The 24,834-nt window shown below is 61.1% G+C and carries 22 protein-coding genes and 1 other RNA gene; 14 read left to right on the plus strand and 9 right to left on the minus strand.

Going from position 1 to position 24,834, the window contains the following annotated elements:
- The first annotated feature begins 272 nt into the window (after positions 1-272).
- Complete coding sequence (locus PRZ01_RS03205) at positions 273-1,388, plus strand: linear amide C-N hydrolase (RefSeq protein WP_273595310.1); 1,116 nt, start codon at positions 273-275, stop codon at positions 1,386-1,388.
- Between the two features lie 117 nt (positions 1,389-1,505).
- Here PRZ01_RS03205 and rnpB read toward each other — a convergent pair.
- An RNA gene (gene rnpB / locus PRZ01_RS03210) (RNase P RNA component class A) lies at positions 1,506-1,880 on the minus strand.
- 21 nt (positions 1,881-1,901) lie between these two features.
- Between rnpB and alkB the strand changes: the two genes are divergently transcribed.
- Positions 1,902-2,540: a DNA oxidative demethylase AlkB gene (alkB, locus tag PRZ01_RS03215; RefSeq protein WP_273595311.1), complete on the plus strand. Its 639-nt coding sequence runs from the start codon at positions 1,902-1,904 to the stop codon at positions 2,538-2,540.
- A gap of 32 nt (positions 2,541-2,572) precedes the next feature.
- Here alkB and PRZ01_RS03220 read toward each other — a convergent pair whose 3' ends face one another.
- The 4 genes from PRZ01_RS03220 to PRZ01_RS03235 all read right to left on the minus strand — a co-directional run bounded on the left by PRZ01_RS03220 (position 2,573) and on the right by PRZ01_RS03235 (position 6,657).
- Positions 2,573-3,421 carry a DUF2145 domain-containing protein gene (locus PRZ01_RS03220; RefSeq protein WP_273595312.1) on the minus strand — a complete coding sequence of 283 codons (849 nt, stop codon included), beginning with the start codon at positions 3,419-3,421 and terminating at the stop codon, positions 2,573-2,575.
- Between the two features lie 203 nt (positions 3,422-3,624).
- Positions 3,625-4,122, minus strand: coding sequence for a hypothetical protein (locus PRZ01_RS03225; RefSeq protein ID WP_273595313.1), 498 nt, complete (start codon positions 4,120-4,122; stop codon positions 3,625-3,627).
- Between the two features lie 99 nt (positions 4,123-4,221).
- Positions 4,222-6,423 (minus strand): prolyl oligopeptidase family serine peptidase, encoded by a 2,202-nt coding sequence (locus PRZ01_RS03230; RefSeq protein WP_273595314.1) that lies wholly within the window; start codon positions 6,421-6,423, stop codon positions 4,222-4,224.
- An 87-nt stretch (positions 6,424-6,510) separates the two neighbouring features.
- Positions 6,511-6,657, minus strand: a complete 147-nt coding sequence (locus PRZ01_RS03235; RefSeq protein ID WP_273595315.1) for a hypothetical protein — start codon at positions 6,655-6,657, stop codon at positions 6,511-6,513.
- A gap of 512 nt (positions 6,658-7,169) precedes the next feature.
- On the opposite strand from PRZ01_RS03235, the gene PRZ01_RS03240 reads away from it, so the two are divergent.
- From PRZ01_RS03240 to PRZ01_RS03295, 12 genes are all read left to right on the plus strand, one after another.
- On the plus strand, positions 7,170-8,051 hold the full coding sequence (locus PRZ01_RS03240) for a DMT family transporter (protein WP_273595316.1): 882 nt from the start codon (positions 7,170-7,172) through the stop codon (positions 8,049-8,051).
- A gap of 214 nt (positions 8,052-8,265) precedes the next feature.
- Entirely contained in the window at positions 8,266-10,323 is a 2,058-nt protein-coding gene (locus PRZ01_RS03245) for a ribonuclease catalytic domain-containing protein (protein WP_273595317.1), read from the plus strand.
- Positions 10,324-10,325: 2 nt separating this feature from the next.
- The gene (locus PRZ01_RS03250; RefSeq protein ID WP_273595318.1) at positions 10,326-11,192 is read left to right on the plus strand and encodes a TonB family protein; all 867 of its coding nucleotides are present in this window, start codon (positions 10,326-10,328) and stop codon (positions 11,190-11,192) included.
- Complete coding sequence (aroE, locus tag PRZ01_RS03255; RefSeq protein ID WP_273595319.1) at positions 11,189-12,070, plus strand: shikimate dehydrogenase; 882 nt, start codon at positions 11,189-11,191, stop codon at positions 12,068-12,070. The genes PRZ01_RS03250 and aroE overlap by 4 nt, the downstream gene beginning before the upstream one ends.
- An 11-nt stretch (positions 12,071-12,081) precedes the next feature.
- Positions 12,082-12,870 carry a transglycosylase domain-containing protein gene (locus tag PRZ01_RS03260; protein ID WP_273595320.1) on the plus strand — a complete coding sequence of 263 codons (789 nt, stop codon included), beginning with the start codon at positions 12,082-12,084 and terminating at the stop codon, positions 12,868-12,870.
- A 6-nt stretch (positions 12,871-12,876) separates the two neighbouring features.
- A complete protein-coding gene (locus PRZ01_RS03265; protein ID WP_273595321.1) occupies positions 12,877-13,515 on the plus strand; it encodes a hypothetical protein in 639 nt (212 codons plus the stop codon).
- Positions 13,512-14,117 (plus strand): TlpA disulfide reductase family protein, encoded by a 606-nt coding sequence (locus PRZ01_RS03270; protein WP_273595322.1) that lies wholly within the window; start codon positions 13,512-13,514, stop codon positions 14,115-14,117. Before PRZ01_RS03265 ends, PRZ01_RS03270 begins: the two co-directional genes overlap by 4 nt.
- Before the next feature lie 151 nt (positions 14,118-14,268).
- Positions 14,269-14,727 carry a type II 3-dehydroquinate dehydratase gene (gene aroQ / locus PRZ01_RS03275; protein ID WP_273595323.1) on the plus strand — a complete coding sequence of 153 codons (459 nt, stop codon included), beginning with the start codon at positions 14,269-14,271 and terminating at the stop codon, positions 14,725-14,727.
- 104 nt (positions 14,728-14,831) lie between these two features.
- On the plus strand, positions 14,832-15,293 hold the full coding sequence (gene accB, locus PRZ01_RS03280; protein WP_273595324.1) for an acetyl-CoA carboxylase biotin carboxyl carrier protein: 462 nt from the start codon (positions 14,832-14,834) through the stop codon (positions 15,291-15,293).
- Between the two features lie 10 nt (positions 15,294-15,303).
- The gene (accC, locus tag PRZ01_RS03285; protein WP_273595325.1) at positions 15,304-16,653 is read left to right on the plus strand and encodes an acetyl-CoA carboxylase biotin carboxylase subunit; all 1,350 of its coding nucleotides are present in this window, start codon (positions 15,304-15,306) and stop codon (positions 16,651-16,653) included.
- Positions 16,654-16,700: 47 nt separating this feature from the next.
- A complete protein-coding gene (prmA, locus tag PRZ01_RS03290) occupies positions 16,701-17,597 on the plus strand; it encodes a 50S ribosomal protein L11 methyltransferase (protein ID WP_273595377.1) in 897 nt (298 codons plus the stop codon).
- A gap of 94 nt (positions 17,598-17,691) precedes the next feature.
- Positions 17,692-19,029 (plus strand): zinc-ribbon and DUF3426 domain-containing protein, encoded by a 1,338-nt coding sequence (locus PRZ01_RS03295; protein WP_273595326.1) that lies wholly within the window; start codon positions 17,692-17,694, stop codon positions 19,027-19,029.
- A gap of 67 nt (positions 19,030-19,096) precedes the next feature.
- Here PRZ01_RS03295 and PRZ01_RS03300 read toward each other — a convergent pair whose 3' ends face one another.
- The 4 genes from PRZ01_RS03300 to PRZ01_RS03315 form a co-directional block, all read right to left on the minus strand.
- Positions 19,097-19,753, minus strand: a complete 657-nt coding sequence (locus tag PRZ01_RS03300) for a histone H1 (protein ID WP_273595327.1) — start codon at positions 19,751-19,753, stop codon at positions 19,097-19,099.
- 306 nt (positions 19,754-20,059) lie between these two features.
- Positions 20,060-21,229: a ribonucleotide-diphosphate reductase subunit beta gene (locus tag PRZ01_RS03305; RefSeq protein ID WP_273595328.1), complete on the minus strand. Its 1,170-nt coding sequence runs from the start codon at positions 21,227-21,229 to the stop codon at positions 20,060-20,062.
- Positions 21,230-21,588: 359 nt separating this feature from the next.
- The gene (locus PRZ01_RS03310) at positions 21,589-24,483 is read right to left on the minus strand and encodes a ribonucleoside-diphosphate reductase subunit alpha (RefSeq protein ID WP_273595329.1); all 2,895 of its coding nucleotides are present in this window, start codon (positions 24,481-24,483) and stop codon (positions 21,589-21,591) included.
- 37 nt (positions 24,484-24,520) lie between these two features.
- Positions 24,521-24,808, minus strand: coding sequence for a hypothetical protein (locus tag PRZ01_RS03315; RefSeq protein ID WP_273595330.1), 288 nt, complete (start codon positions 24,806-24,808; stop codon positions 24,521-24,523).
- Between the last annotated feature and the right edge of the window lie 26 nt (positions 24,809-24,834).

The following is a 24,834-nucleotide window of genomic DNA, read 5'->3' on the forward strand; positions in this document are numbered from 1 at the left end:
TTCTTTTCGGCCCCGCTGTGGGCTTCCGCCAGACTGGTCTGACACAGCGCGAAGCGTGCCCCGTATGTCACCACGCGGTGGCATCGCTGAAGAAAAAGAGGCAAACTGGAACATCAATTGTTTCAATTTCAGTGCGTCTTGCAAGCCTTCGCGCCCGAGTCCATTCAACGCAGTTTGTTGTCACGGCATCCGGCCATCATCGCGGCACTGCAGACTGGGGCTGACCATTGAAGTGCGATTGACCGGATCGTGTTGTATCTACGGAGGAAAATATGCCGACAACCAGCTTCTACAAAACCCCCTTGGCCGCGCTCATCGCGACAGTACTCGTTTCAGCAAGTCCGGTGTCAACCGAGGCCTGCACACGGGCACTTTACGTTGCCAAGGATGGCACGGCCATCGTGGGCCGCTCCATGGATTGGGGCGAGGACATGATGTCCAATATGTGGGTGTTGCCGCGCGGCATGAAACGCGATGGCAGGGGCGGCAAGAACACGATCTCGTGGGAGTCGAAATACGGCAGCTTGATCGTGTCGGCATATGACATCGGCACGGCTGACGGCATGAATGAGAAGGGGCTGGTGGTCAACGAGCTCGCCCTTGTCGAGTCAAATTACGGCAAGCCTCCGGAAAGCGCCAAGGTGATCTCACTGAGCACGTGGCCGCAGTACGTGCTGGACAACTTTGCCACCGTCGCTGAGGCAGTTGCCGACCTGCGCAAAGAAAATTTCCGAGTGCAGACCGTCGTACTGGGCACGGGCCGCCCCGCCAACATGCACCTCGTGGTCTCGGACGCCACCGGCGACTCGGCAGTGTTCGAGTACGTCGACGGCAAGTTGGTGATTCACCATGGCAAGCAGTACAAGGTCGTAACCAACTCGCCCACCTACGACAAGCAGTTGGCCATCATGGAGTATTGGAAGGAAGCCGGCGGTCTCGAGAAGTCCCTGCCCGGCACCTCCCGCGCCGCGGATCGCTTCGTCCGGGCGACGTACCTGCTCGATGCGCTCCCAGCCGAGGCATCCCCGAAGTACATCAGCGGCACGCCTCAACAGAACTTCAAGTTCCAGGCGCCCATGTCCGTCATGTCGTTGATGCGCAGTGTCGGTACCCCACTGGGCTTTTCTCTTGAAGAACAGCCTTGGGTTTCTTCAACAATTTGGCGCACGGTGAGCGACAGCACCAACCGCGTCGTGATCTTCGACTCGGCCATGGCGCCAGCCACGTTCTGGGTAAAGCTCGATGAGCTAGACCTGAAGCCAGGAGCCGCCGTGAAGAAGCTCAAACTGGCTGGCGGCAACACCTATAGCGGAAATGCCCTGAGCCATTTCGTCGACGCCAAGCTGTTCACCTTCCAAGACCTGACCGACGTAGCTCCGGCGAAGTAATACAGCCCTTCATCCAAAGGGGCGCGGTGTGCTATTTCCACACGATTGCCGCGTGAGGACTTGTCCGCTCAGGTCGAACCAAACCGGGCGCTCCACGGGCACCCCTTCATCCATAAAAAGTGAAGCAAGTCGATAGGCCGGATTCTGTGCAAGCCTGCCTTCTTTCGAAGCCAGGCCCGTGACCGCCATTCCTCTTGGCCGGACATCGCTGCCCGGCTCGGTGCCACCTACCCGCCAGCTCTGCGAGCCGCATCAATACTGGCCTACTTGGTGTTGCTGCGCGTAGAGATTGCCCGTTTCACCCGACCCCGGAGGCTGCGCTTCCGGTCCCGCAAGGCGTTGAAACCTTGCACGTTTGATCGACTCGTCTCTGTTGCTCTAATCCTCGGCTCACGCCGGACAGCCGTTAGCTGCTACGCCGCTCTATGCAGTCCGGACCTTCCTCCAGTGCCATGTTTCCATGCTTGCACCAGCGGCGGTCTGACTTGCTTCACGGTAGCATTATCGCCCACCATGACCTTGTCCTTGTTCAACGAACCTTCAGCGCAAGAAATTGCCCCCGGCGTCTGGTGGCTGCGCGCCTTCGCCCTGCCGACCCTAACGTCTTTGCAGGACGGTGTAAATGAGGTGCTCGCCGCCGCCCCGTGGCGCCAGATGCAAACCCCCGGCGGCCAGACCATGGCCGTGAGCATGAGCAACTGCGGCCCGCTAGGCTGGGTGTCTGACCGTGCAGGGTACCGCTACCAAACCCACGATCCCCTGACCGGGCGCCCCTGGCCACCCATGCCCCAAACCTTGGCGAACCTTGCCTGCTTGGCCGCTGAACAAAGCGGTTATGTTCAGTTCAAACCCGACGCCTGCCTGATCAACCGTTACCTGCCCGGCACGCGCCTATCCCTTCATCAAGACCGGGACGAGCAGGACTTTTCTCAACCGATTGTTTCGGTCTCACTCGGCTTACCTGCCGTGTTCTTGCTGGGTGGCATGGCCCGCAGCGACAAGACGTTTCGCCTGCCTTTGAGCCATGGCGACGTGCTGGTGTGGGGTGGCCCAGCGCGCCTGCGCTTCCATGGCGTGATGCCAGTGGCTGAGGGCGATCACCCCGCGCTGGGCCGCATGCGCATCAACCTGACCTTTCGCAAGGCGGCATGAGGGGGTACTGACACGCTCAAAGCGGGGGCGACTCAGTTCAGCGTGATCACCTCATCCTGAGCACCGGCTTGGCAGCCTGGGTCGATGGGGCGCCAGCCGCGATGAATCACGATGCGGTTCGCCGTCTGGCACAGCTCGACCCGGCTCGCGCCCGGCATCTGGGCTTGCACAAATGCCTCCAGCGAGGCCGGCATGCTGACCCGAAACTGCGGCTGCCGCAAATCCTCCAGCGGATGATCATCACTATGGATCCAGGGGATCAGCGCCCCCAGCCACATCAAGACGGGCCAGTCTGGGGCCATCACCGTGGGCTGGTAGTTATTCATGCTGAGCCAGCGCTGCGCGCGCGCACGGACCTCGGCACCCGGTCCTGCGCTTTGGCCCGTGCCGTCCCCTGCGTCAGACTTCACCGTCGAGTCCTCACCCGCCACACCGTCCCCGGCGGGTTCAGCCCAGGCCGAAGCCATCAGCTCCGCCACCCATTGATTGCAGTTTTGATAACGCTGACTGAAGGGATAGGCGTTGGCACTGTAGCGGGGGCTGAGCAGTTGCAAAGACAGGCGCTTGTCCAGGGCCGCCCGCTCCAGCGGCAGGGCTTGCGCCTCGGGGAAGAAAACCAGCGACACATACGCCTCACGCGCGTCGTCAGCACCCAGTACAAAGCCGGCCAGCCCTTGGTCATAGAGGCGCGGCCGCTGCTCCTCGCAAGCGTAGTAGAGCTGTCGCACCGACCACGGCGCATTCCCGCTGCCCTGCAGGCTCAGGCCCGCATGCGAATAACGCAAGCCGAAGTGCGACAAGTCCAGGCCCGAGCGGGACAACAACGCCACCCGCTGGCCCGACAGCGCCAACTCACGCCGCACCACGTCGGCCAAGCGCAAGAGATGGTCTTGGTCTCGCGCGTCAAGCGCTGCGGGTGTGCGGCAATAACCGATGATGTCAGCACACGCAGGTTGGACAACACACGAAAAAAAGGCGCTGAAAAACAGCGCCCTGAGCCAGCCTGAATTGGGCCGCCACATCCATATCAACGTCGATATCAACATCGGCCTCGAATCATCGCTAACCCCACAGCTCAACGGCCTCACAAGGTAACCGGGTGGCTTTGAATCTCTTTGAACCAGGCGTCTTGCAGCACCAGAAAGAACGCTTGCTGATTTGCCGCATTGGCGAACTCGATACCATAAGCATGCTCACGCGCGGTCACGGTGCCGCCGGCGCTCAGGCCGCTTTGCGCCAGGGCGGCCTGCGGCAGCAGCAGGTCGAATTGGGCGCGCTCCTCCGCCGACTGGCCTTGGGGAGCGGCAAGTGCCTGCAGCGTCAACCTGGCCAGCGCGGGCTTGCCCAGTTCGGCCATCACAGGGGTCACACCCAAAATTTTGTAGTCCCCGGCGGCCACATTGTTGCCGCCCGTGGAGCTGCGGCTGGAGCCTTGAATGGAGTTCGACAAACTGCCCACCGAGGCGCCGACGCTCTCAGACGCCGATGAAGCCGCTGAACTGGTGGCCCAACCCGGCAAGCTGACAGCGCCCAGGCACAAAACAGCGGCAGCAAAAGCGGTGGTCTTGATGAAGGAAGGCATGGTGATGAAACCTCAAATAGGAGAACGGCGCGGCAGTGTCCCGTCGCGCCGATATTAGCCCGCGCGACCAGCCTACACGGCTAACCGGCACGGCGCGGCTTATGGCTTGGGCGCAAAGGCGACATCACCAAATTGCCACAGGAAGAAGCTCCACACATCGGCGGCTTCATCCAAACGCTGAGACACACTGGAGCCCATACCGTGGCCGGCCTCAAAGTCCACCCGCAGCAGCGTCGGCCGGGTCTTGTAGCTCTCGGGGTTGGCGGCCTGCAGGCGGGCGGCAAACTTGGAGGGAATCCAAGCCTCCACACGCGGGTCATTGGCCCCGGTGGTGACGATCACGGCCGGGTAGGCGCGGCCGTCCTGCACGCGGTGGTACGGGCTCAACGCATACATGCTCTTGAAGTGCGCCGGGTTGGTGGTGGTGCCAAACTCAGCCACATTGGGGGCGCCATTGGGGGTGGTTTCCATGCGCAGCATGTCCGACAAACCGACCGAACTTTGTGCCGCAGCCAGTAGATCAGGCCGCTGCGTGATCGTGCCGCCAATGGTGATGCCGCCCGCACTGCCCCCGGTGCCGGCCAATTTGGCAGGCGAGGTGTACTTGTTGGCGATCAACCATTCCGCGCAGGCGATGAAGTCAGACACTGTGTTCTGCTTGGTCGCGATGTACCCGCCCTGGTGCCACTCCTCCCCCAATTCACCGCCGCCACGCACATGGCAGGTGGCGAGCACGCCACCGCGCTCGATCCAGGCCAGGCGCGTTGCGGCAAAACGAGGTTCCAGCGTGATGCCGTAAGCACCATAACCCGTCAACACAGTGGGTCGTTGGCCGTCGAGCGCCACATCTTTTGGCGCCACGATGGACAGCGGCACCATCACACCGTCATGGCTCTTGACCATCACTCGGCGCGCCTGCATCAACGAGGTGTCCAGCGCCAGCGGCTTTTGAACGGGTACCGCTTGCGGCGCGGTGCCGGGCTTGTTTGGACTGAGCAGAACGCTTTGCGGCGCCTGGGTCCAACCCTCCTGCAAAACCAGCACCTGGCCGTTCTTCAAGGGCGCGATGTCTCGCAGCGTGCCATCAAAGGGCAAGGCCACCACGGTGCTCTTGCCGCTCTTGCGGTCCACCCGCCACAGCTTGCTCACACCCGCGTCCAAACCTTTCACATACACGGCATCGTCCGCCATTTGCAAGGTCTGCATCACGCTGTCGCTGGCCGGCAGAACGATCTTGAATTTGGCGCGGGGCTGACTCAAATCCAGGCTCACCAACTGGCGGCGGGACGCCGTCTTCTGGGTCAGCGCGTACAGCGTGTTCCCGGCCAAAGCGGCGGTGATGACGCGGTCCTCAGGCCGGATCACCCGGCGCCAAGGGGTGGCAGCACCCTTGAGTTGTTTGGCGGGTGCCGCCCAGAAGGAGTGATCCACCGCGTCGCCATGCAGCACCTCGGCCAGCGCCCAGGGCGAGTTCTTGCTCAGGTGCAGATAAGGCAAGTCCGGCAGCGCAAACACGCGCTTCGGGTCGACCTGCCATCCAAACTGCGCGGTGTCTGCTGCCTCGCTTTGACCCAGCTTGTGCAGGTAGACCGCACTCTTGTTGTAGCGCTCGTCAGCGGGATGACGGTTGTAGGCAAAGCCCGACGAATCAGGCAGCCAGGCCAGGCCGTGCTCGTTCAGGCCGGTGCGGCTGATGGCCTCGCTGAGAAAGCGCCCGGTCGCCACGTCAAACACCCGCAGCACGCTGTTCTCGGAGCCGCCCTTGGACAGGCCGATCGCCACCCGCTTGCCATTAGGCGACGGGCTGTACCAGTCAATGGCGTGCTTGCCGGGTTCGCCGGGTAGATTGTTCGGGTCCAGCAGTTCGCGGTCGCAAGACGCGGCATCTGCGGCGCAAGTGAGGTCGGCTCGCAACCACAGGCGCGCCTGGTTTTGACCCGCGCCACGCTTCAGGTAGAACAGCTGGCCGCCGGAAATGTCGTAGCCGCCCGTGGACTCTGCGGAATCTGAGAGCTTGCCCAAGCGCTCACGCAAGGCCGCACGTCCCGGCAAAGTCGCCAACACCTCGGCGGCGTAGGTGGATTGCGTCTTCAACCAACCCTGAAACTCGGCGGCCTTCATGTCCTCCATCCAGCGGTAAGGGTCGACCACCACGGTGCCGTGGTAGTTGTCCGTCACGGGCTTCTCGGGGGTCACTGGATAAGGTGCCGCCGCCTGAGCGCCGAGCGATACGCCCAAGCTGGCAACAGTCAATGACGCCAATATGCTGGCCGTGAAAGTGAGCGGAGTCTTGAGTTTCATGAACAGGCTTCCTTGGGTGCACGGGGTGGGTGCTTGCGTTTCGGTGCGACATCTTAGTGAATGTAGAAGCGCCGCCCACCCCTGCCCTCAGATGACGCCCGCCTGCGCAGGACTTTCCAGCGCTACGACAGCCCGTGCCAGCTGCACCGCCCATGCCTCCCGGACCAACTCCACTCGCCGAGCGCCAGCAATCGTTTCAGGCCGGTGGGCAATGATCAAACGCGTCAACGCCATGCTGCCGAGTTCCACCGCTACAGCCCGCTCGTTCCCACTGATTGGATTGCACGCCGAATAAACCCATTTTGACGTTCTGTGACCAATCAAAAATATCTCGCCCACCATCTCTACAACCAAACCAATTAACGCGTCAACCGATGCCCCACACCGTCAACTGCGACTACAAAACAAACTTTTATGCAAACAGCTACGCAAACATAAAAGGGGACAGGAAGTCCCTTAGTTATTTCCATTACTTTTCATGCACATTAATTATCAAAATACAACCACAACGAGGACACAAGTTGACGGGACCTTTCAAAACAGGCACTTCAATTCTAAAAATCCCGCAACAGACACAAAACAACCCTAATTACAATTCAAATATTTCAACCAATAATTAAAAACGAAATCAACTCCGTATTTTATCGACTCCATTAACAATAAAACAATTATCACACCAACCAGAGAAATTAGACAACTAGGAAAGGCAGGAATAGACGACACCCTCGCAATAAACTCAACACCAAATGCCTCAACACGAAATTTCGGACAGCACCAAGGGAATTTTATTTGCAACCCTTGCTGCCGCTTTAAATGGCACTATTGGCGTGCTTAGTAAATTTTTAATGGAAAGTGGACTGACTTCTGCCAGCATTGCATTTTTCAAAAGCTTGATTGGCTTCATCTGTTTACTAATAGTAATTCGAGGGGAAGTTGAATCAACCACTGCCTATCTACGTGCTGGTGTATGTGCTTTTTTTGGGATTTTCATATTGTTTTACTTTGAAACAAGCGCCTATCATCACGAGCTTGCCGCCAATGTAGTCCTCACCTTAATGGCATTTGCAACTATTTCTGCCTTTATCTTGAGCTGGATTTTCATCGGAGACAAGCCCACCCCAACACGCTGGTTAGGTTTGGCGATTTGTGTTATTGGCTTGGCCGTATTTTTAGGCGTCTCTAGGCCCACAAATCTAACAGGTTTAATTTACGCCTCAATTGCTGGCCTTGGTTACGGTGCATTTTCAGTAATCGCTAAGGCGATGAAACTCGGAAGTGGCTTAGCGGTAACTCGTCGTTTATTGCTATTTGGAAGTATTTATTTGGCATTTCCATTCGTATCCAATGGCGCGATTTCTCCCGACTGGTCAATTGGCGCATGGACAGCGCTATTGACACTGGCTTTACTGCCCTCAATCGGAGGCTTTTACTGCACCACTCGCGCAATTGAATTAGCCACTCCTGCTCAAATTCAATTATTTGAATTAACTGAACCGTTGTTTGCCGCGCTGTTGGCAGTGCTATTTCTGAATGAATTTCCTGGCCTTAACACTTATTTGGGCGGGGCACTGGTAGTGATCGGATTGTTTGTATCGCAGCAGAATTTTGGAAAAAAATATTGCCATTGATCTGATGCACACCCAAGTCCTGCACCGTAATTGCGTTCGGTTGATACTCTTCAATGCACGTTCGGCCGTGGCCTGGACACCCTGTGCCGGACTTGCGCCGCCTGCGTAGGCCGTGATGCTTTGTTGGGCAAGGCATCGCCAGCCCAAAGCTTTTGCCCCCCCAACGAGCAGCGGACCTGAGCCCGCCCCGACAATCGGCGACAATCGCCTGCATATGTTTGCCCTGTTCGATGACGCCGGAAAATTCCTCGCCGGCCGTGTGATGTCTGAAGCCGATAGTTCGATGCAAATCGAACTGGAGTCAGGCAAGCGCGTCAAAGTGAAAGCCGCCAATGTGCTGCTCAAGTTCGATAAACCTGCTCCCGCCGAGTTGATCGCGGAGGGCTTGCGCTTGGCGCAGGAGATCGATCTTGATCTGGCCTGGGAGTTCGCGCCAGACAACGAGTTCGGTTTTGCCGACTTGGCGCGCGAATACTTCGATGCCAAGGCCAGCACCGCCCATCAGGTGGCCGCCTTGTTCCGCCTGTACGAGGCGCCGCACTATTTCCGCCGCGCAGGTAAGGGCCAGTTCAAAAAGGCCTCTGAAGAAATCGTCAAGGCGGCCTTGCTGGGCATTGAGCGCAAGCGCCTGCAAACCTTGCAGATTGAACAATGGGCCACTGAACTCGCTGCGGGCACCTGCCCGGCGCCCGTGGCTGATCAGATCTACAAGATCTTGTTCAAGCCCGACAAGAATGGGCCGGAATACAAGGCCGTGGTGGAAGCCACCCGGCGCTCGCACAAGGCGCCACTGGATTTGCTCAAGGCCGCAGGCGCCATTGCCAGCGCCTACCAGTTCCACTGGAAGCGTTTCTTGTTTGAAGAGTTCCCCAAGGGCGTGGGCTTTCCCGCGCTCACGGCGCCGGAAATCAAGGACGAGTTGCCGCTGTCCAGCGCGCAAGCCTTCTCTATCGACGACTCGGCCACCACCGAGATCGACGACGCGCTGTCGGTGCAGGGCCTGGGCACGGGCACCGTTGTTTTCGGCGTGCACATTGCTGCACCGGGCTTGGCCATTCAGCCTGATTCCGCCGTGGACAAAGTGGCGCGCGAGCGTTTGTCGACCGTCTACATGCCGGGCTGGAAGCTGACCATGCTCCCCGACGAGGTGGTGCAAGCCTATACCCTGATTGAAGGGCGCGACTGCCCGGCAGTCTCGATTTACTTCACGCTCGATGAAGCCACGCTGGCAGTGCAAAGTAGCGAGACCCGGCTGGAGCGGGTGGCCATCAAAGCCAATCTGCGGCACGACAAGCTCGACGGCGTGATCACCGAGGCTACGTTGACCGGCGAGGCTGCGGCGGACTACGGCTTTGCGCCTGAATTGGCCTTCACCTTCCGCTTGGCCAAGGCCTTGAAGGCGCAGCGCGAGGTGGTGCGCGGCAAGCCGGAGAACTTCAACCGGCCCGACTACAACTTCCGCCTCGACAGCAACGGCGAACGGGAGCCCAACGGCCGTGAGATCGTCAGCATCAGCACTCGCGTACGGGGCTCGCCGCTGGACCTGATCGTGGCCGAGGCCATGATTCTGGCCAACTCCACCTGGGGCGGCTGGCTGAACGACCTGGGCCTGCCCGGCATCTACCGCAGCCAGGCCAGCATGGCGCCCGGCATCAAGGTACGCATGGGCACCCGAGCCCTGCCGCACGCGGGCATGGGCGTAGCGCAATACACCTGGGCGACCAGTCCGCTGCGGCGTTATGTGGATCTGGTGAATCAATGGCAGATCATTGCCTGCGCCAAGAATGGCCGCACGGCCGCCTTGGTTGCCCCCTTCAAGCCGAAGGACGCGCAGCTGTTCTCCATCATCTCCGGCTTTGATGCAGCCTATACGGCGTACAACGGCTTTCAAAATGGTATCGAGCGTTTCTGGACGCTGCGTTATCTGGTGCAAAACCAGATCACCGAATTGACGGCCACGGTCATGAAAGACGGTCTGGTGCGTGCGGATGAGCTGCCGCTGGTCTTCAAGGCGCTAGGCTGCGAACCGCTGGAGCGCGGTGCCCATGTGCGGGTGCGCATCACTGGCACCGATGAGATGACCCTGGATGTGCATGCCAGCTTGATCGAACGCCTGGACGGCACCGCTGCTGCTGATGAATCAAGCACCGCCGACGACGAAGGCGATGACGAGGACGCAGCCGGTAGCGGGCCACTCACCCTGGCGCTGGACTTGGCCCCGGACAATGAAGCGGCTGCCGACAACACCAACCCTGAGGTCGCAGTGACCTGACGATGCGGCGCCGGCTCAGTCCTCTTTCTGTTGCGTTGCTGCTATCGCTGGGCCTCCACGGGGCCCTGTTGACGCTTCGTTTGGTGGATCCGGCGGGCTTTGAACGCATCTTTCAAGACACCCCCCTGGAGGTGGTGCTGGTCAACGCAAAGAGCAAAACCCCGCCGACCAAGGCGCAAGCCCTGGCTCAAGCCAACTTGAGTGGCGGCGGGGAAGCAACGGCCGGGCGCGCCACCTTGCCCCTGCCCCCGGCCAAAAACCAGGAGGCGGGCGAAGCCGTTGAAGCCCAGCACGCGCAGATTGCACAATTGAAGGAGCAGGAGCAACTGCTGCTGGCGCAAGTACGACGCGAGCTGGCCATGATGCCCCCACCCGACCCGCGTCGCGACAAAGGCTCGGAAGCCGCCCGCGAACAAGCCGAACGCCGCCGAGCCCTGGTGCAATTGCTGGCCGAAATTGAAAAGCGCGTCAACGAAGAAAACGCCCGGCCGCGCAAGCGCTACATCAGCCCCGCCACGCGCGAGGTGGTTTACGCGGCGTATTACGACAAGCTGCGGCACCGTATCGAAGAACGCGGCACCCGGGATTTTCCAGAGCACCGGGGGCACAAGCTCTACGGCGAGCTCACCATGAACATCCATGTGGACCAACACGGCCGCGTGATCGACACCGACATTGTCATGCCCTCGGGCGACCCCAACCTCGACCGCCGGGCCGTGGCCATTGTGCGGGCGGCGGCGCCATTCGGCCCCTTCAGCGCCGCCATGCGCCAAGGCGCCGAAGTACTGGTGATTACCTCCCGATTCAGATTCACCCGTGACGACGGCCTGGAGGCCAGCATGAGCGGCAGCCCACAATCAGCACCATGACCCAAGACATTGCCCCTGATAGCGCCCAAGGCGTCGCACGTTATGCCGTGGCCGGCAACCCCGTGGCGCACAGCCAATCCCCTTGGATCCACGGTGCGTTTGCACTGCAGACGGGGCAATCGCTCAACTATGAACGCTTGTTGTGCCCGCTGGACGATTTCCGCCGCACTGTGCAGCGCTTTGCCAGCGAAGGGGGCCGCGGTTGCAACGTGACCGTGCCTTTTAAATTTGAGGCCTATGCCTTGGCCGCACGCTTGAGCGAACGCGCCGAGTTGGCGCAGGCCGTCAACACCCTGCGCTTTGACCCCGCCGAGGCAGGCGGCTGGTACGGTGACAACACCGACGGCGCCGGCCTGGTGCGAGACATCCAAAACAACGCCGGCCGCCAATTCGCCGGCGCCCGCATTTTGCTGCTGGGCGCAGGTGGTGCCTCGGCCGGTGTGCTGGGCAGCCTGATTGCACAAGGGCCGGCGGCCATCACGCTCGCCAATCGCAGCGCTGACAAGGCGCAAGCGTTGGTTGAACAGCACCGGAACTGGGCCGGCCAGCACGGCGTCCCGGTGCAGGCCTGCGGGCTGGCGGATTGCGGCTCGGGCTACGACATCCTCATCAACGCCACCAGTGCCAGCCTGGCCGGGGCGGGAGTTCCGGTGGCTTCCACCGTGCTGGCACCCGGCGCCCTGGCGCTCGACATGATGTACGGCCCCGCCGCTGCCCCCTTCCTGGATTGGGCCCGCACGCACGGCGCCGAGGCGCGAGACGGCCTGGGCATGCTGGTCGAGCAAGCGGCCGAGGCCTTCGAGCTGTGGCGCGGTGTCAAACCCGACACCGCCGAAGTTTTGGCCACCTTGCGCGCCAAGCTTGCGGCCAAGTCCTGAAGCCTGCATACATGAAGCCCCTGCTTCGCTCCTTGGCTCGCCTGGGCCTGCTGCTCGCGCTGAGCGTGCTCGCGCTGCAAATCTACTTTGCGGCCCGCATTGCCATGATGGCCTGGACAGCGCCACAGTCCACCAGCTTCGAACGCTCCGAAGCCTGGCGGCTTGCTGTGGAAAAACATGAGATCGCCTGGAGCCAGCAATGGGTGGATGGCGACGGGCTGTCGCGCCAGCTCAAACGCGCGGTGATTGCCAGTGAAGACGCAAGCTTTGTCGACCACAGCGGCGTGGACTGGGACGCACTTGAAAAGGCCTGGGAAAAAAATCAACGCGCCCAAATTTTGGCCGACAAACGCTCTGCACAACTTAGCGCCAAGGCCGTCAAAAGCCAAAACACCGCCAAACCCCTGGCAACCTCGGTGATGCCGCAGGCCAAAATCGTCGGCGGCTCCACCATCACCCAGCAGTTGGCCAAAAACCTGTTCCTGAGCGGCGAGCGCCATCTGCTGCGCAAAGGGCAGGAGTTTTTGATCACCTTCATGCTGGAAGGCCTGCTGGGCAAAGAGCGGATTTTGGATATCTACCTGAACCATGTGGAATGGGGCGAAGGCGTATTCGGTGCCCAAGCGGCGGCGCGACACTACTTTCGCGTCAACGCCAACCAACTCAGCAGCAGCCAGGCGGCGCGGCTGGCGGTGATGTTGCCCGCGCCCAAACGATTCGAAAAGCGCCCCTCCTCGCCCTACGTGCTGTCCCGCGCCGCGACCATCGAAGCCCGCATGCCCGCGGTCGAACTGCCCTGAGCCCCCATGCCCAAAGAGCACAGCATCAGCACCGAAATTGCCGCCACCGCTGCCCGGTTGGTGGTTGAAGAAGGCCTGGAATACGGTCCCGCCAAACAACGCGCCCTCAAAGCCCTGGGCCTGGCGCGCAACACCCGCGCAGCGCTCCCCAGCAATGAAGAGTTAGAGGAGGAGGTACGCGACTACCTTGCCCTCTTCTGCGCCGACACCCAGCCGCAAGAGTTGCGCGCATTGCGTGAACTGGCGGCCCAGTGGATGGCTCGATTGGCGGAGTTTCGTCCTCATTTGTGCGGCGCCGTCTGGCGTGGCACGGCGACACGGCTGTCCAATATCCATTTGCAGCTGTTCTGCGACGACAGCAAATCCGCCGAAATCGCCCTGATCAATATGCAGGTGGACTACGAAGTCGGCGCCACCTCCGGTCCACGCGGCCGAGACGTGGACGTGTTGAGCCTTGCCGCCCGGTGCCCGGCCTTGAACGAGTGGGTGACGCTGCACCTGAGCATTCTGGATTTTGACGATATGCGTGGCGCACTCAAAAGCGACTCCCGGGGCCGCACCGAACGAGGCGACCTGGCCGCCCTGGAAAAACTGTTGGCCGAAGCAAGTCTCGGCACAGCCCCTGATGAAAGAGCAAGCCCGTGACCGATCCCGCCGATTCCCCCCCCACCCATCCGGCCAAGCCTAACCAGCGCCGCCATCTGCTGGTGGCTGCCGCAGGCCTGGGCGCAGCCGCGCTGGGTGCCGGGCTGGCTTGGCGGGCAGGCTCACCAAAGCCTGCCCTGGCCGAGGCCGAACAAGCCTTCTGGGCGGCCCGTTTCGAGCGCCCCCTGGCGGAAGAAGCGGCCTCCACCAGCGCAAGCTCGACCTGGGTGGCTGCGGCAGACTTTCGCGGCAAACCCTTGTTGCTGAACTTCTGGGCCACCTGGTGTGCGCCTTGCGTGAAAGAACTGCCCGAGTTGGCCCAGTTCCACCGGGAATTCAAAAACCAGGGCTGGCAAGTCCTCGGGCTGGCGGTGGATTCACCGGCCGCCGTGCAGGCCTTCTTGAAGAAGTTGCCTGTCGATTTCCCGCAAGCCATGGCGGGCACGACCGGTACCACCCTCACACGCAGCTTGGGCAATGCGCAAGGAGGCCTGCCCTTCAGCGTCGCCTTTGACGCAGATGGGCGGATAATCTGGCGAAAATTGGGCGCCACAAATGCCGAAGAACTCCGGCTTTTGGGCAGCAGCCACCGGCCCGGCTGAGCCTCAATGTGAAAAATGCCTGGCGCAAAGGATCATTGAGGTCAAGCACTTTATTTCATGACAAGACGCTGGATCACGCTTCAAAAAGCGTAAAGTCCGGCCTTCTTCGCTTCTAGTGCGCCGGCTCTAAACGGCAGACCACAGATCAACGATGTCGCAGAAACAGATACTTGTCCTCCACGGCCCCAACCTCAACATGCTCGGCACGCGTGAACCCGGAATTTACGGTTCACTCACTTTGGCGCAGATCGACGCAGATCTCAGCACATTGGCTGCCAAAGAAGGTGTTGCGTTAAAATCCTTCCAAAGCAACCACGAAGGTGTCTTGGTCGACCGAGTTCAGGCCGCGCGCGGCGACGGCACGCAGTTCATCATCATCAACCCCGCCGCCTACACCCATACCAGTGTGGCCCTGCGGGATGCTTTGGCAGCTGTTGCCCTGCCGTTTGTTGAAGTGCATTTGTCGAATATTCACAAACGCGAAGCCTTCAGGCAGCACAGTTATTTCTCGGACCTGGCAGAAGGTGTGATCTGCGGTCTGGGCGCGCAGGGCTACTCGTTGGCCCTGCAATTTGCGGTGGCTCGGCTTAATCCGCCGGTGCCTCGCTGATCAAGCAAGAGCGGCGCTCATCGCTTCGCCGGCCCTGCGCCGCGAAGGCCTGAACGCCCTCTTTTTTCCTCAAAACACAATAATCACCTCGCTGGAGAAACCTTATGGACCTGCGCAAGCTCAAGACCCTGATCGACCTGGTGTCCGAGTCGAATATCTCTGAACTTGAAATCACCGAAGCGGACGGCAAGGTGCGCATCGTCAAATCAGAAGGCGCCGTGGCGGTGCCGATGATGGTCCCCGCGATGCCCGCCGGCCAAGTGGCCACCGCCGCCCCCCTGGCCGCCGCCGCGCCAGTGGCCGCTCCCGTTGCAGCACCCGTCGTCGAAACCGGCCAGGTCATCACCTCGCCCATGGTGGGCACCTTCTACCGCGCCTCCGGCCCCAATGCCAAGGCCTTTGCCGAGGTGGGCCAGCAGATCAAGGAAGGCGACCCCGTCTGCATCATCGAAGCCATGAAGATCATGAACGAGATCGACGCCGAAATCAGCGGCACGATCACCAAGATCCTGTGCGAGAACGGCCAACCGGTTGAATTCGGTCAACCCTTGTTCTTGGTTGAATAAGGCCCAGGCAATGTTCAAAAAAATTCTGATCGCCAATCGAGGCGAAATCGCCCTGCGGATTCAACGCGCGTGTCGCGAGCTGGGCGTCAAATCGGTGGTCGTTTACTCCGAAGCGGACCGCGAAGCCAAGTATGTGAAGTTGGCCGATGAGGCTGTCTGCATTGGCCCGGCCGCATCCTCGCAAAGTTACCTCAGCATGCCGGCCATCATCGCCACGGCGGAAGTCACCGACGCCGAAGCGATTCACCCCGGCTACGGCTTCCTGAGCGAGAACGCCGACTTCGCCGAGCGCGTTGAGCGCAGCGGCTTCACCTTCATTGGCCCGACCCCCGAGTCCATCCGCATGATGGGTGACAAGGTGTCGGCCAAGCAAGCCATGATCCGTGCCGGCGTGCCCTGTGTGCCCGGCTCTGAAGGCGCACTGCCCGACGATCCGCGTGAAATCGTCAAGATCGCCCGGGCCGTGGGCTACCCCGTCATCATCAAGGCGGCGGGCGGCGGCGGCGGGCGCGGGATGCGCGTGGTGCACACCGAAGCAGCTCTGGTGAACGCGGTGCAAACCACCAAAGCGGAAGCCGGTGCAGCCTTCGGCAATCCCGAGGTCTATATGGAGAAGTTCCTCGAGAACCCGCGCCATATCGAGATCCAGGTGCTGGCCGATACCCACAAGAGCGCCGTCTGGCTGGGCGAGCGCGACTGCTCCATGCAGCGCCGCCACCAGAAGATCCTGGAAGAAGCGCCGGCCCCCGGCATTCCGCGCCGCGTCATCGAGAAAATCGGTGACCGTTGCGCGGCAGCCTGCCGCAAGATGGGCTACCGCGGCGCTGGCACGTTTGAGTTTCTGTACGAAAATGGCGAGTTCTACTTTATCGAGATGAACACCCGCGTGCAGGTGGAACACCCGGTGACGGAGATGGTCACGGGCATCGACATCGTGCAGATGCAGATTCGCGTAGCGGCTGGCGAGAAGCTGCCCTTCACGCAGCGCAACATCATGATGCGCGGCCACGCGATCGAGTGCCGCATCAACGCCGAAGACCCGTTCAAGTTCACCCCCTCCCCCGGCCGCATCACCATGTGGCATGCGCCGGGCGGCCCGGGCGTGCGCGTGGACTCGCATGTCTACACCAACTACTTCGTGCCGCCGCATTACGACTCGATGATCGGCAAAATCATCGTGCACGGCGACACCCGCGAACAGGCCCTGGCGCGCATGCGCATCGCCCTGTCCGAGACCGTGGTGGAAGGTATTCAGACCAATATCCCGCTGCACCGCGAACTGATGGTGGACGCCAAGTTTGTCGAAGGCGGCACCAACATCCATTACCTTGAGGGCTGGATGAGCCAGCACAAGCGATGAGTGAAGCCATCACCCCCGACGCGCAAGATGAACCCAACCCGGCCACGCTGCACGAGTTGCTGCTGATCTGCGGCGAGGACGACGTCGAGATCGTCAGCGACGCGCTGATGGAACTCGACGCCCTGGCCGTTTCGGTGGAGGACGCCGATGCAGACACCGACGCCGAGAACGCCCTGTTCGGCGAGCCCGGCATGCCCGCGCCGCGCGGTGGCTGGCAGCGCTCGGTGGTCAAGGCGCTGTTCCCGGACGAAGCGGAAGCCACCGAATGCGCTACCCTCATCCTCAGCCAGGACTGGGCCGCTGACGTGCATGTGCAAGGCATTCAGGCCGTGGCCGAGCAAGACTGGGTGCGCTTGACGCAATCCCAATTCCAGCCGGTGGAGATCACGCCCGAGTTCTGGATCGTGCCTTCGTGGCACGAGGCGCCGCCGCAAGCCCGCAAGGTCATGCGGCTCGACCCCGGTCTGGCCTTTGGCACCGGCACGCACCCCACCACACGCATGTGCCTGCGTTGGATTGCCCATCACCAGACGTTGGCCCCCACCTGGCAACGCGTGCTGGACTACGGCTGTGGCTCCGGCATTTTGGCCATCGGTGCGGCCCTGCATGGCGCGCTGAACATCGACGCGGTGGACATCGACCCCGCCGCCATTGTGGCCAGCCAAGCCAATGCCGAGGCCAACAAGGTCACGCTGCAGGCCGCCATGCCCGACGCTGCCAAGGGCGAATATCCTCTGGTGATCGCCAACATCCTGGCCACGCCGCTGAAGCTGCTTGCACCCTTGCTCTGCGCGCATCTGGCACCGGGTGGCCACCTGATCCTGGCCGGCATCCTGGAGCGTCAGGCCGACGATCTGAAAGAGGCTTATGCGCCCTGGTTGCAACTGGACGTGAGCGACAGCCAAGAGGGCTGGATCCTGATGCACGCGCAGCGCAGCGCCTGATGGGCGAGCCAAGCCTTCGGTTTATCCCTTGGTTTGGCGCTTTCAAGGCGCCAGTGCGGCCTGAAATGGCAAAAACTCATGGCATCATTCCGCCATGAGTCTCGCCACCCGTTGTACCGCTTGCGGCACCATCTTTCGGGTGGTGCAAGATCAACTCCGTGTGTCCGAAGGTTGGGTGCGCTGCGGCCGTTGCGCCGAGGTGTTTGACGCCCGCGAACAACTCTTCGACATCGACCGTGAAGCCCCGCCACCGTGGCCCGCACCGGCCGAGGCGTTGGACGTAACCAACACACCCAACACAGAGTCCGTCGAAGATAACTGGCAGTTTGATGAGACTCCGACGACTCATGCAGATCAGCACAACAGCGGTTTTTCTGAACCCGAGCACGTGCAGGCATTTGTGCCGCCTCCCGAACTTGCCGCGGACGCCGCCCCCGAAATCGACGTCGAACAGGACCACGCGGCTCCCCAAGCGACAGCGCCCTATGTGAGCGCCGGCGGGCAGCAACGCCAAGAGCCCCGCTGGGTCGATGATGCACCGCCAGACAACGTGGATGAAGAGCCGCGGCCCAAGCCCGCTGGCGTCGCCAAGGCACCGAAGGTCACGCCAGTCACTGCAGCGCCCGCCGAGCCGCTCGTTGATGACAAGCCCGATGTCCTGCTCTCCAAGAGCCTGGAGGCGGCCGCCCAAGCCGCAGCCAAATCCGCAGTATCAGCAGCATCGCCATCTGCAAAGTCGGTGCCAGGGAAAAGCGGCCGTGTCGGCAAAAGCGCAGCCGACGCGACAAACCAAGCAGCCGTACCCTCCTTCATGCGCAAGCCAGCCGATGGCCAGCACATCTGGCAGCGCGGCACCGTGCGGGCAGCACTTGGGCTGGGTGTTTTGCTGTCGATGCTGCTGCTGGGCACGCAAGTGCTGTTCTATGCCCACGACGCCATGGCGGCCACCTGGCCACAAACCCGCCCAGCGCTGATGAGCTTTTGCAAACTCGCCGGCTGCGAGCTGCGCCCATGGCAACGCATTGAGCACGTGGCAGTTGAGAGCACCGCCCTGAGCCAGATGAGCCCCGGTAGCGCCAGTGCCCGGTATCAACTGGCCATCAGCTTGCGCAACAAGGGCCACGTCGAGTTGGCCACGCCCTGGGTTGAACTCAGCCTCACCGACGCCAGCGGTGCTTTGGTCAGCCGCCGACTGCTGGCGCCCAACGAGTTTCGATCGGCCGCCATGCCCCTTCAGTCGGCGCAAGCAACCGTAGCGGCCGCATCGGCGCCACCAGCGCCGTCCAGCACAACGGCATCAACACAGACAGCAACACGCGACAGCGCCGCACTTCCTGTCATGGCGGCTGGCGCAGAACTCCCCTTGCAGGTGGTGCTATCCACCGGCGCACAGCGCATCAGCGGCTACAGCGTCGAAATCTTCTACCCCTGAATGAAAAAACCCGGCCGAGGCCGGGTTTGCAATGGGGCAAAACCGGCTTTCACCGGCCATGCACGCCTCAGGGCTTGTTGCCTGTCGGGAAGGGCCATGCAGCTTGCGGGCTCAGCGCCGTCTTGGCCGTGGGAGCAGCGGCAGCCGGCTTGGCAGCGGGCTTCTTCGGAGCAGCAGCAGGCTTGGCGGGCGCAGCAGCCTTCTTCGGTGCAGCAGCAGGCTTGGCAGCCTTTGCAGGTGCAGCGGCCTTCTTCGCAGGTGCGGCAACCTTCTTGGCCGGGGCAGCAACCTTCTTCGCAGGTGCAGCAGCCTTCTTGGCCGGAGCAGCAACCTTCTTCGCAGGTGCAGCAGCCTTCTTGGCCGGAGCAGCAGCCTTCTTCGCAGGTGCAGCAGCCTTCTTCGCAGGCACGGCAGCCTTCTTCGCAGGTGCAGCAGCCTTCTTGGCCGGAGCAGCAACCTTCTTCGCAGGTGCAGCAGCCTTCTTGGCCGGAGCAGCAACCTTCTTCGCAGGTGCAGCGGCCTTCTTGGTCGGAGCAGCAACCTTCTTCGCAGGTGCAGCAGCCTTCTTGGCCGGAGCAGCAACCTTCTTCGCAGGTGCAGCAGCCTTCTTGGCCGGAGCAGCAGCCTTCTTCGCAGGTGCAGCGGCCTTCTTCACTGCGGGAGCAGCAGCCTTCTTCGCGGGTGCAGCGGCTTTCTTTGCCGGCGCTTTCTTTGCAGTTGCCATTTCAGTTCTCCTTGATCAAGTGGAAAAAGCACTGCGTGCAGACAGCGGGGATCAGACCGCGGCTGCGTCGCAGTTATTCAACGCCCAGATGTCGCTTAGGAGAGCGCCCCGGTGCGAAGAATTGGGTTTCGATAACCCCGTCTCGGCTTCAGCGGCCAAGCAGGTGGTCCTCGACAAATTTCTCTATCAACTTGAGCGAAAACTGAAACGCATGAGGTTCAAACCGTCTCCATCGAGACAAAACCCACATCGGCCAAACGGCCACTGCATCCATGACAGGCGACACCGCCTGTCATGCCTGCGATTTCAGTCCCAGCTCAACGCGCCACCGGATTGGTATTCGATGACACGGGTTTCAAAAAAGTTGCGTTCCTTTTTAAGGTCAATCATTTCGCTCATCCAGGGGAAGGGGTTTTCCTCGTTGGGGAACAACTCTTCCAGCCCGATTTGCGTAGCGCGGCGATTGGCGATGTAGCGCAGATAGCCCTTGAACATGGAAGCGTTCAGGCCCAGCACGCCGCGCGGCATGGTGTCTTCGGCATAGGCGTATTCAAGCTCCACGGCCCGCATGAACAGGGCCTTGATCTCAGCCTTGAATTCAGCGGTCCAGAGCTGCGGGTTTTCCAGTTTGATCTGGTTGATCAGGTCGATACCGAAATTGCAGTGCATCGACTCGTCGCGCAAGATGTATTGGTACTGCTCGGCAGCACCCGTCATCTTGTTCTGCCGACCCATCGCCAGAATCTGCGTGAAGCCCACGTAGAAGAACAAACCTTCCATCAAGCAGGCGAACACGATCAGGCTTTTCAGCAATGTCTGGTCGGTGGCTACGGTGCCAGTGTGAAAGTTCGGGTCCATGATCGCCTCGATAAAGGGGATCAGGAACTCGTCTTTGTCGCGGATGGATTTGACTTCGTTGTAGGCGTTGAAGATCTCGGACTCATCCAGACCCAGCGACTCCACGATGTACTGGTAGGCATGCGTATGGATGGCCTCTTCAAAGGCTTGGCGCAGCAAAAACTGGCGGCACTCGGGCGCAGTGATGTGGCGGTAGGTGCCCAACACGATGTTGTTGGCGGCCAGCGAATCGGCCGTCACGAAGAAGCCCAGATTGCGCTTGATGATGCGGCGCTCATCCTCAGTCAGACCGTTAGGGTCTTTCCAGAGAGCGATGTCGCGCGACATGTTCACCTCTTGCGGCATCCAGTGATTGGCGCACGTGGCGAGGTACTTTTCCCACGCCCATTTGTATTTGAATGGCACCAACTGGTTGACGTCGGTCTGGCCGTTGATGATGCGTTTGTCAGCAGCTTTCACGCGGCGCTCGGCGGCGGTGGCCGAGCTCTCAGCGGGCGCTGCAACATGAGGAGTCGAGCCTTGGGGGGTGGCGTTTGCACCCGCGTTCGCAGCTGGGCCGGTCGCGGTATTTGCAGTTGCTTTTTCAGCAGGCTTCAGGTCTTCTTCCCAAACCAACATGGTGGCCTTCCTATCGAATCGAATTATCAGAGTGTTGCGTTCAAACACCAAGGACTTCTTGACATTGCGATGCGAACTGCGTTGCTCGCGTGCATCGCATCGCGGCCGATTTCAACGCACCCAGTGCGTTTGATCGATCGCTGCTGCCAATAAGTGAATCGAGTTTGAGCCGATGAACACGGGGATCGCAGGCACCTCTGGTTTCAGACCCGCCTTGTGCGCGAGCTTTGACGTACCGCTGAGATGCTGCGTTCTCTTTACAAATTTATTGCGCCGTACTTTGTAGCAATCTCGCACATCACCGACGACTGCAGGTGATGTGCTGACCCTGTACAAGCACTGACAGTGCCGGCCAACCTTTACTGACAAGCCTCGCAATCGGGGTTGTCGATTGAGCAGAACTTCATGTCGGTGGCTGGCAATTCATCCACCGGCACGACAGCCGCAGGGGCCGCCGGGGCCGACATCATCGAAGACGCACCGCCCGACGACACCGCATTGAGTTGCCCCTGGGTCACCGTACTCTTCTCAGCCGAAGAGGCGCTCATGGTGCGCAGGTAGTAGGTCGTCTTCAAACCACGCAACCAGGCCAGTTTGTAGGTTTCATCGAGCTTCTTGCCCGACGCACCGGCCATGTAGATGTTGAGCGACTGCGCTTGGTCGATCCACTTCTGGCGACGCGCGGCGGCCTCGACCAGCCAATGCGTCTCGACTTCAAACGCCGTGGCGTACAGCGCCTTCAACTCGTCCGGCACGCGGTCGATGCGACGCAGCGACCCGTCGAAGTGTTTCAGGTCCATGACCATCACGTCGTCCCACAGGCCCAAGGTCTTCAGGTCGCGCACCAGCGATTCGTTGATGACAGTGAACTCGCCCGACAGGTTGGACTTGACCGACAGATTGCCGAAGCACGGCTCGATCGAGGCATCCACGCCAATGATGTTGGAAATGGTGGCCGTGGGCGCAATCGCCACGCAGTTGCTGTTGCGCATGCCGTGTTGCTGGATGCGGGCACGCAGGGTGTCCCAGTCCATCGAAGTGCTGCGGTCCACTTCCACATAACCGCCACGGGCCTTGGCCAGCAGATCGAGCGAGTCAATCGGCAAGATGCCTTGGTCCCACAGCGAACCGCGGTAGCTGGAGTAACGGCCACGTTCAGCGGCCAACTCGGTCGAGGCTTCGTAGGCGTAGTAGCAGATGGCTTCCATCGAGCGGTCGGCAAATTCAACCGCAGCGTCAGAAGCGTAAGGCGTACGCAGCGCATACAGCGCGTCCTGGAAGCCCATCAGGCCCAGGCCGACGGGGCGGTGACGCAGGTTGGAGTCGCGCGCCTTCTTGACGGCGTAATAGTTGATGTCGATCACGTTGTCCAGCATGCGCATGGCGGTCGAGATCGTCTTCTTCAGCTTGGCGTGGTCCACGCCGCCGTCCTTCAAGTGCTGAACCAGATTGACCGAACCCAGGTTGCAGACGGCGATTTCGCTGTCGTTGGTGTTCAGCGTGATCTCGGTGCACAGATTGCTGGAGTGCACGACGCCCACATGCTGCTGGGGCGAACGCACATTGCAAGCGTCCTTGAAAGTGATCCAGGGGTGGCCGGTTTCGAACAACATCGAGAGCATCTTGCGCCACAGGTCCTTGGCGGGCATGCGCTTGAAGAGCTTGATCTCGCCACGGTCGGCCTTGGCCTCGTACTCGACGTAGGCCTTCTCGAAGGCAGCGCCGAACAGGTCATGCAGATCAGGCGTGCTGGAGGGGCTGAACAGGGTCCAGTCACCACCGTCCATGACACGGCGCATGAACAGATCGGGGATCCAGTTCGCGGTGTTCATGTCGTGCGTGCGGCGGCGGTCGTCGCCGGTGTTCTTGCGCAGCTCCAGGAACTCTTCGATGTCCAGGTGCCAGCTTTCCAGATAAGCGCAGACGGCGCCCTTGCGCTTGCCGCCCTGGTTCACCGCCACGGCGGTGTCATTGACAACCTTCAGGAAGGGCACGACGCCTTGGCTCTTGCCATTGGTGCCCTTGATGTGCGAGCCCAGGGCGCGTACAGGTGTCCAGTCATTGCCCAGGCCGCCGGCGAACTTGCTCAGTAGCGCGTTCTCTTTGAGCGCCTCGTAGATGCCATCGAGATCGTCGGCCACGGTGGTCAGGTAGCAACTGGACAGCTGCGAGCGGCGCGTGCCGGAGTTGAACAAGGTGGGCGTCGAGCTCATGAAATCGAAGCTGGACAGCACTTCGTAGAACTCGATGGCGCGCGCCTCGCGGTCGATCTCGTTCAGCGCCAGGCCCATAGCCACGCGCATGAAGAAGGCCTGCGGCATCTCGATGCGCTGGTCATCGATGTGCTGGAAGTAGCGGTCATACAGCGTCTGCAGCCCCAGGTAGTCGAACTGCAGATCGCGCTCAGCCTTCAGCGCGGCGCCCAGGCGAGCCAGGTCGTACTGACCCAAACGCTCGTCCAGCAACTCAGCCTTGACGCCCTTCTTGATGTAGCCAGGGAAGTACTCTGCGTAGCGGGTTTGCATCTGCTCTTGCGTGATTTCACCGCCAATCACTTCGCGGCGGATCGTGTGCAGCAGCAAGCGGGCAGTGGCACGGCTATAGCCCGGGTCTTTTTCGATCAAGGTGCGGGCGGCCAGGATCGAGGCCTTGTACACCTCATCGATGGCCACGCCGTCGTACAGATTGCGCTTGGTCTCGGCCAGGATGGGGTCAGGCTTCACGTCGGCGCCCAGGTTGGCGCAGGCGGACACAATCAGGCTTTGCAGATGCGCCAGGTCCAGCGGAACGCGCTGGCCGCCGTCAATCACGGTCAAGGCAGCAGCCGCCACCGGCGTCTTCAGCTCGCCCTGGCGGGCGCGCTCTTGATTGCGGCGCTCGCGATACAGCACATAGGCACGGGCCACTTCATGATGGCCACCGCGCATCAGGCCCAGTTCAACTTGGTCTTGCACGTCTTCAATATGAAAGGTGCCGCCGCTGGGGCGTGAACGCACCAGGGCGCGCACCACGGCTTCGGTCAGGCCGTCCACCGTTTCGCGCACGCTGGCCGAGGCCGCGCCGGTCGTGCCGTGCACGGCCAGAAATGCCTTCATCAAAGCCACGGCAATCTTGCTGGGCTCGAAGGACACCACGGCGCCGTTGCGACGCAAGATGTGATACGCCAGATACGCCGAAGCGTGGCCCTGTCCGGCCGTCGTTACGGTGGGATGGGCGACGCCTTCGGGCGCGGCATGATCGACATGAGTTTGCATGAATGGAATCCTTTCCGGTGCTGCTGTTTTGTTTGAATCAGAATTCAAGGCGCGCCAATGGGCCATGAACATTCGTGGCCATTGCCAGACTTGCTTCTTCATTGATGGGGGTGCCTGAACCAGGCTGCGCGATCGAGGCCGCCCTTGCAAGTGCGTCCCACGGCATCCAAGCCGGGAGATCACCGCTTGCTTTAGACGGCAATGGGAGACGGTAGTGCGAGCGCGGCAAATCAAAAATGGCCGCCCGCTCCTGAAAATATGCCCAACCCGAACAATCGAAAAGTTGATTGCGCGTGGCGTTGAACTCAGGACGGAAGGATACCATGCCGCGCACTATATCTGGGGGTCAAA

Origin of the sequence: Roseateles koreensis (assembly GCF_028595305.1) — a bacterium.
In the GTDB taxonomy this organism is placed as follows: domain Bacteria; phylum Pseudomonadota; class Gammaproteobacteria; order Burkholderiales; family Burkholderiaceae_C; genus Paucibacter_A; species Paucibacter_A koreensis.

Excerpts from the sequence above, each read along its gene's own strand:
- PRZ01_RS03205 (WP_273595310.1), top strand. The coding sequence starts at position 273 with ATGCCGACAACCAGCTTCTACAAAACCCCCTTGGCCGCGCTCATCGCG.
- alkB (WP_273595311.1), top strand. The coding sequence starts at position 1,902 with ATGACCTTGTCCTTGTTCAACGAACCTTCAGCGCAAGAAATTGCCCCC.
- PRZ01_RS03225 (WP_273595313.1), bottom strand. The coding sequence starts at position 4,122 with ATGCCTTCCTTCATCAAGACCACCGCTTTTGCTGCCGCTGTTTTGTGC.
- PRZ01_RS03230 (WP_273595314.1), bottom strand. The coding sequence starts at position 6,423 with ATGAAACTCAAGACTCCGCTCACTTTCACGGCCAGCATATTGGCGTCA.
- PRZ01_RS03235 (WP_273595315.1), bottom strand. The coding sequence starts at position 6,657 with ATGGCGTTGACGCGTTTGATCATTGCCCACCGGCCTGAAACGATTGCT.
- PRZ01_RS03240 (WP_273595316.1), top strand. The coding sequence starts at position 7,170 with ATGCCTCAACACGAAATTTCGGACAGCACCAAGGGAATTTTATTTGCA.
- PRZ01_RS03245 (WP_273595317.1), top strand. The coding sequence starts at position 8,266 with ATGTTTGCCCTGTTCGATGACGCCGGAAAATTCCTCGCCGGCCGTGTG.
- PRZ01_RS03250 (WP_273595318.1), top strand. The coding sequence starts at position 10,326 with ATGCGGCGCCGGCTCAGTCCTCTTTCTGTTGCGTTGCTGCTATCGCTG.
- aroE (WP_273595319.1), top strand. The coding sequence starts at position 11,189 with ATGACCCAAGACATTGCCCCTGATAGCGCCCAAGGCGTCGCACGTTAT.
- PRZ01_RS03260 (WP_273595320.1), top strand. The coding sequence starts at position 12,082 with ATGAAGCCCCTGCTTCGCTCCTTGGCTCGCCTGGGCCTGCTGCTCGCG.
- PRZ01_RS03265 (WP_273595321.1), top strand. The coding sequence starts at position 12,877 with ATGCCCAAAGAGCACAGCATCAGCACCGAAATTGCCGCCACCGCTGCC.
- aroQ (WP_273595323.1), top strand. The coding sequence starts at position 14,269 with ATGTCGCAGAAACAGATACTTGTCCTCCACGGCCCCAACCTCAACATG.
- accB (WP_273595324.1), top strand. The coding sequence starts at position 14,832 with ATGGACCTGCGCAAGCTCAAGACCCTGATCGACCTGGTGTCCGAGTCG.
- accC (WP_273595325.1), top strand. The coding sequence starts at position 15,304 with ATGTTCAAAAAAATTCTGATCGCCAATCGAGGCGAAATCGCCCTGCGG.
- PRZ01_RS03295 (WP_273595326.1), top strand. The coding sequence starts at position 17,692 with ATGAGTCTCGCCACCCGTTGTACCGCTTGCGGCACCATCTTTCGGGTG.
- PRZ01_RS03300 (WP_273595327.1), bottom strand. The coding sequence starts at position 19,753 with ATGGCAACTGCAAAGAAAGCGCCGGCAAAGAAAGCCGCTGCACCCGCG.
- PRZ01_RS03305 (WP_273595328.1), bottom strand. The coding sequence starts at position 21,229 with ATGTTGGTTTGGGAAGAAGACCTGAAGCCTGCTGAAAAAGCAACTGCA.
- PRZ01_RS03310 (WP_273595329.1), bottom strand. The coding sequence starts at position 24,483 with ATGCAAACTCATGTCGATCATGCCGCGCCCGAAGGCGTCGCCCATCCC.
- PRZ01_RS03315 (WP_273595330.1), bottom strand. The coding sequence starts at position 24,808 with ATGGTATCCTTCCGTCCTGAGTTCAACGCCACGCGCAATCAACTTTTC.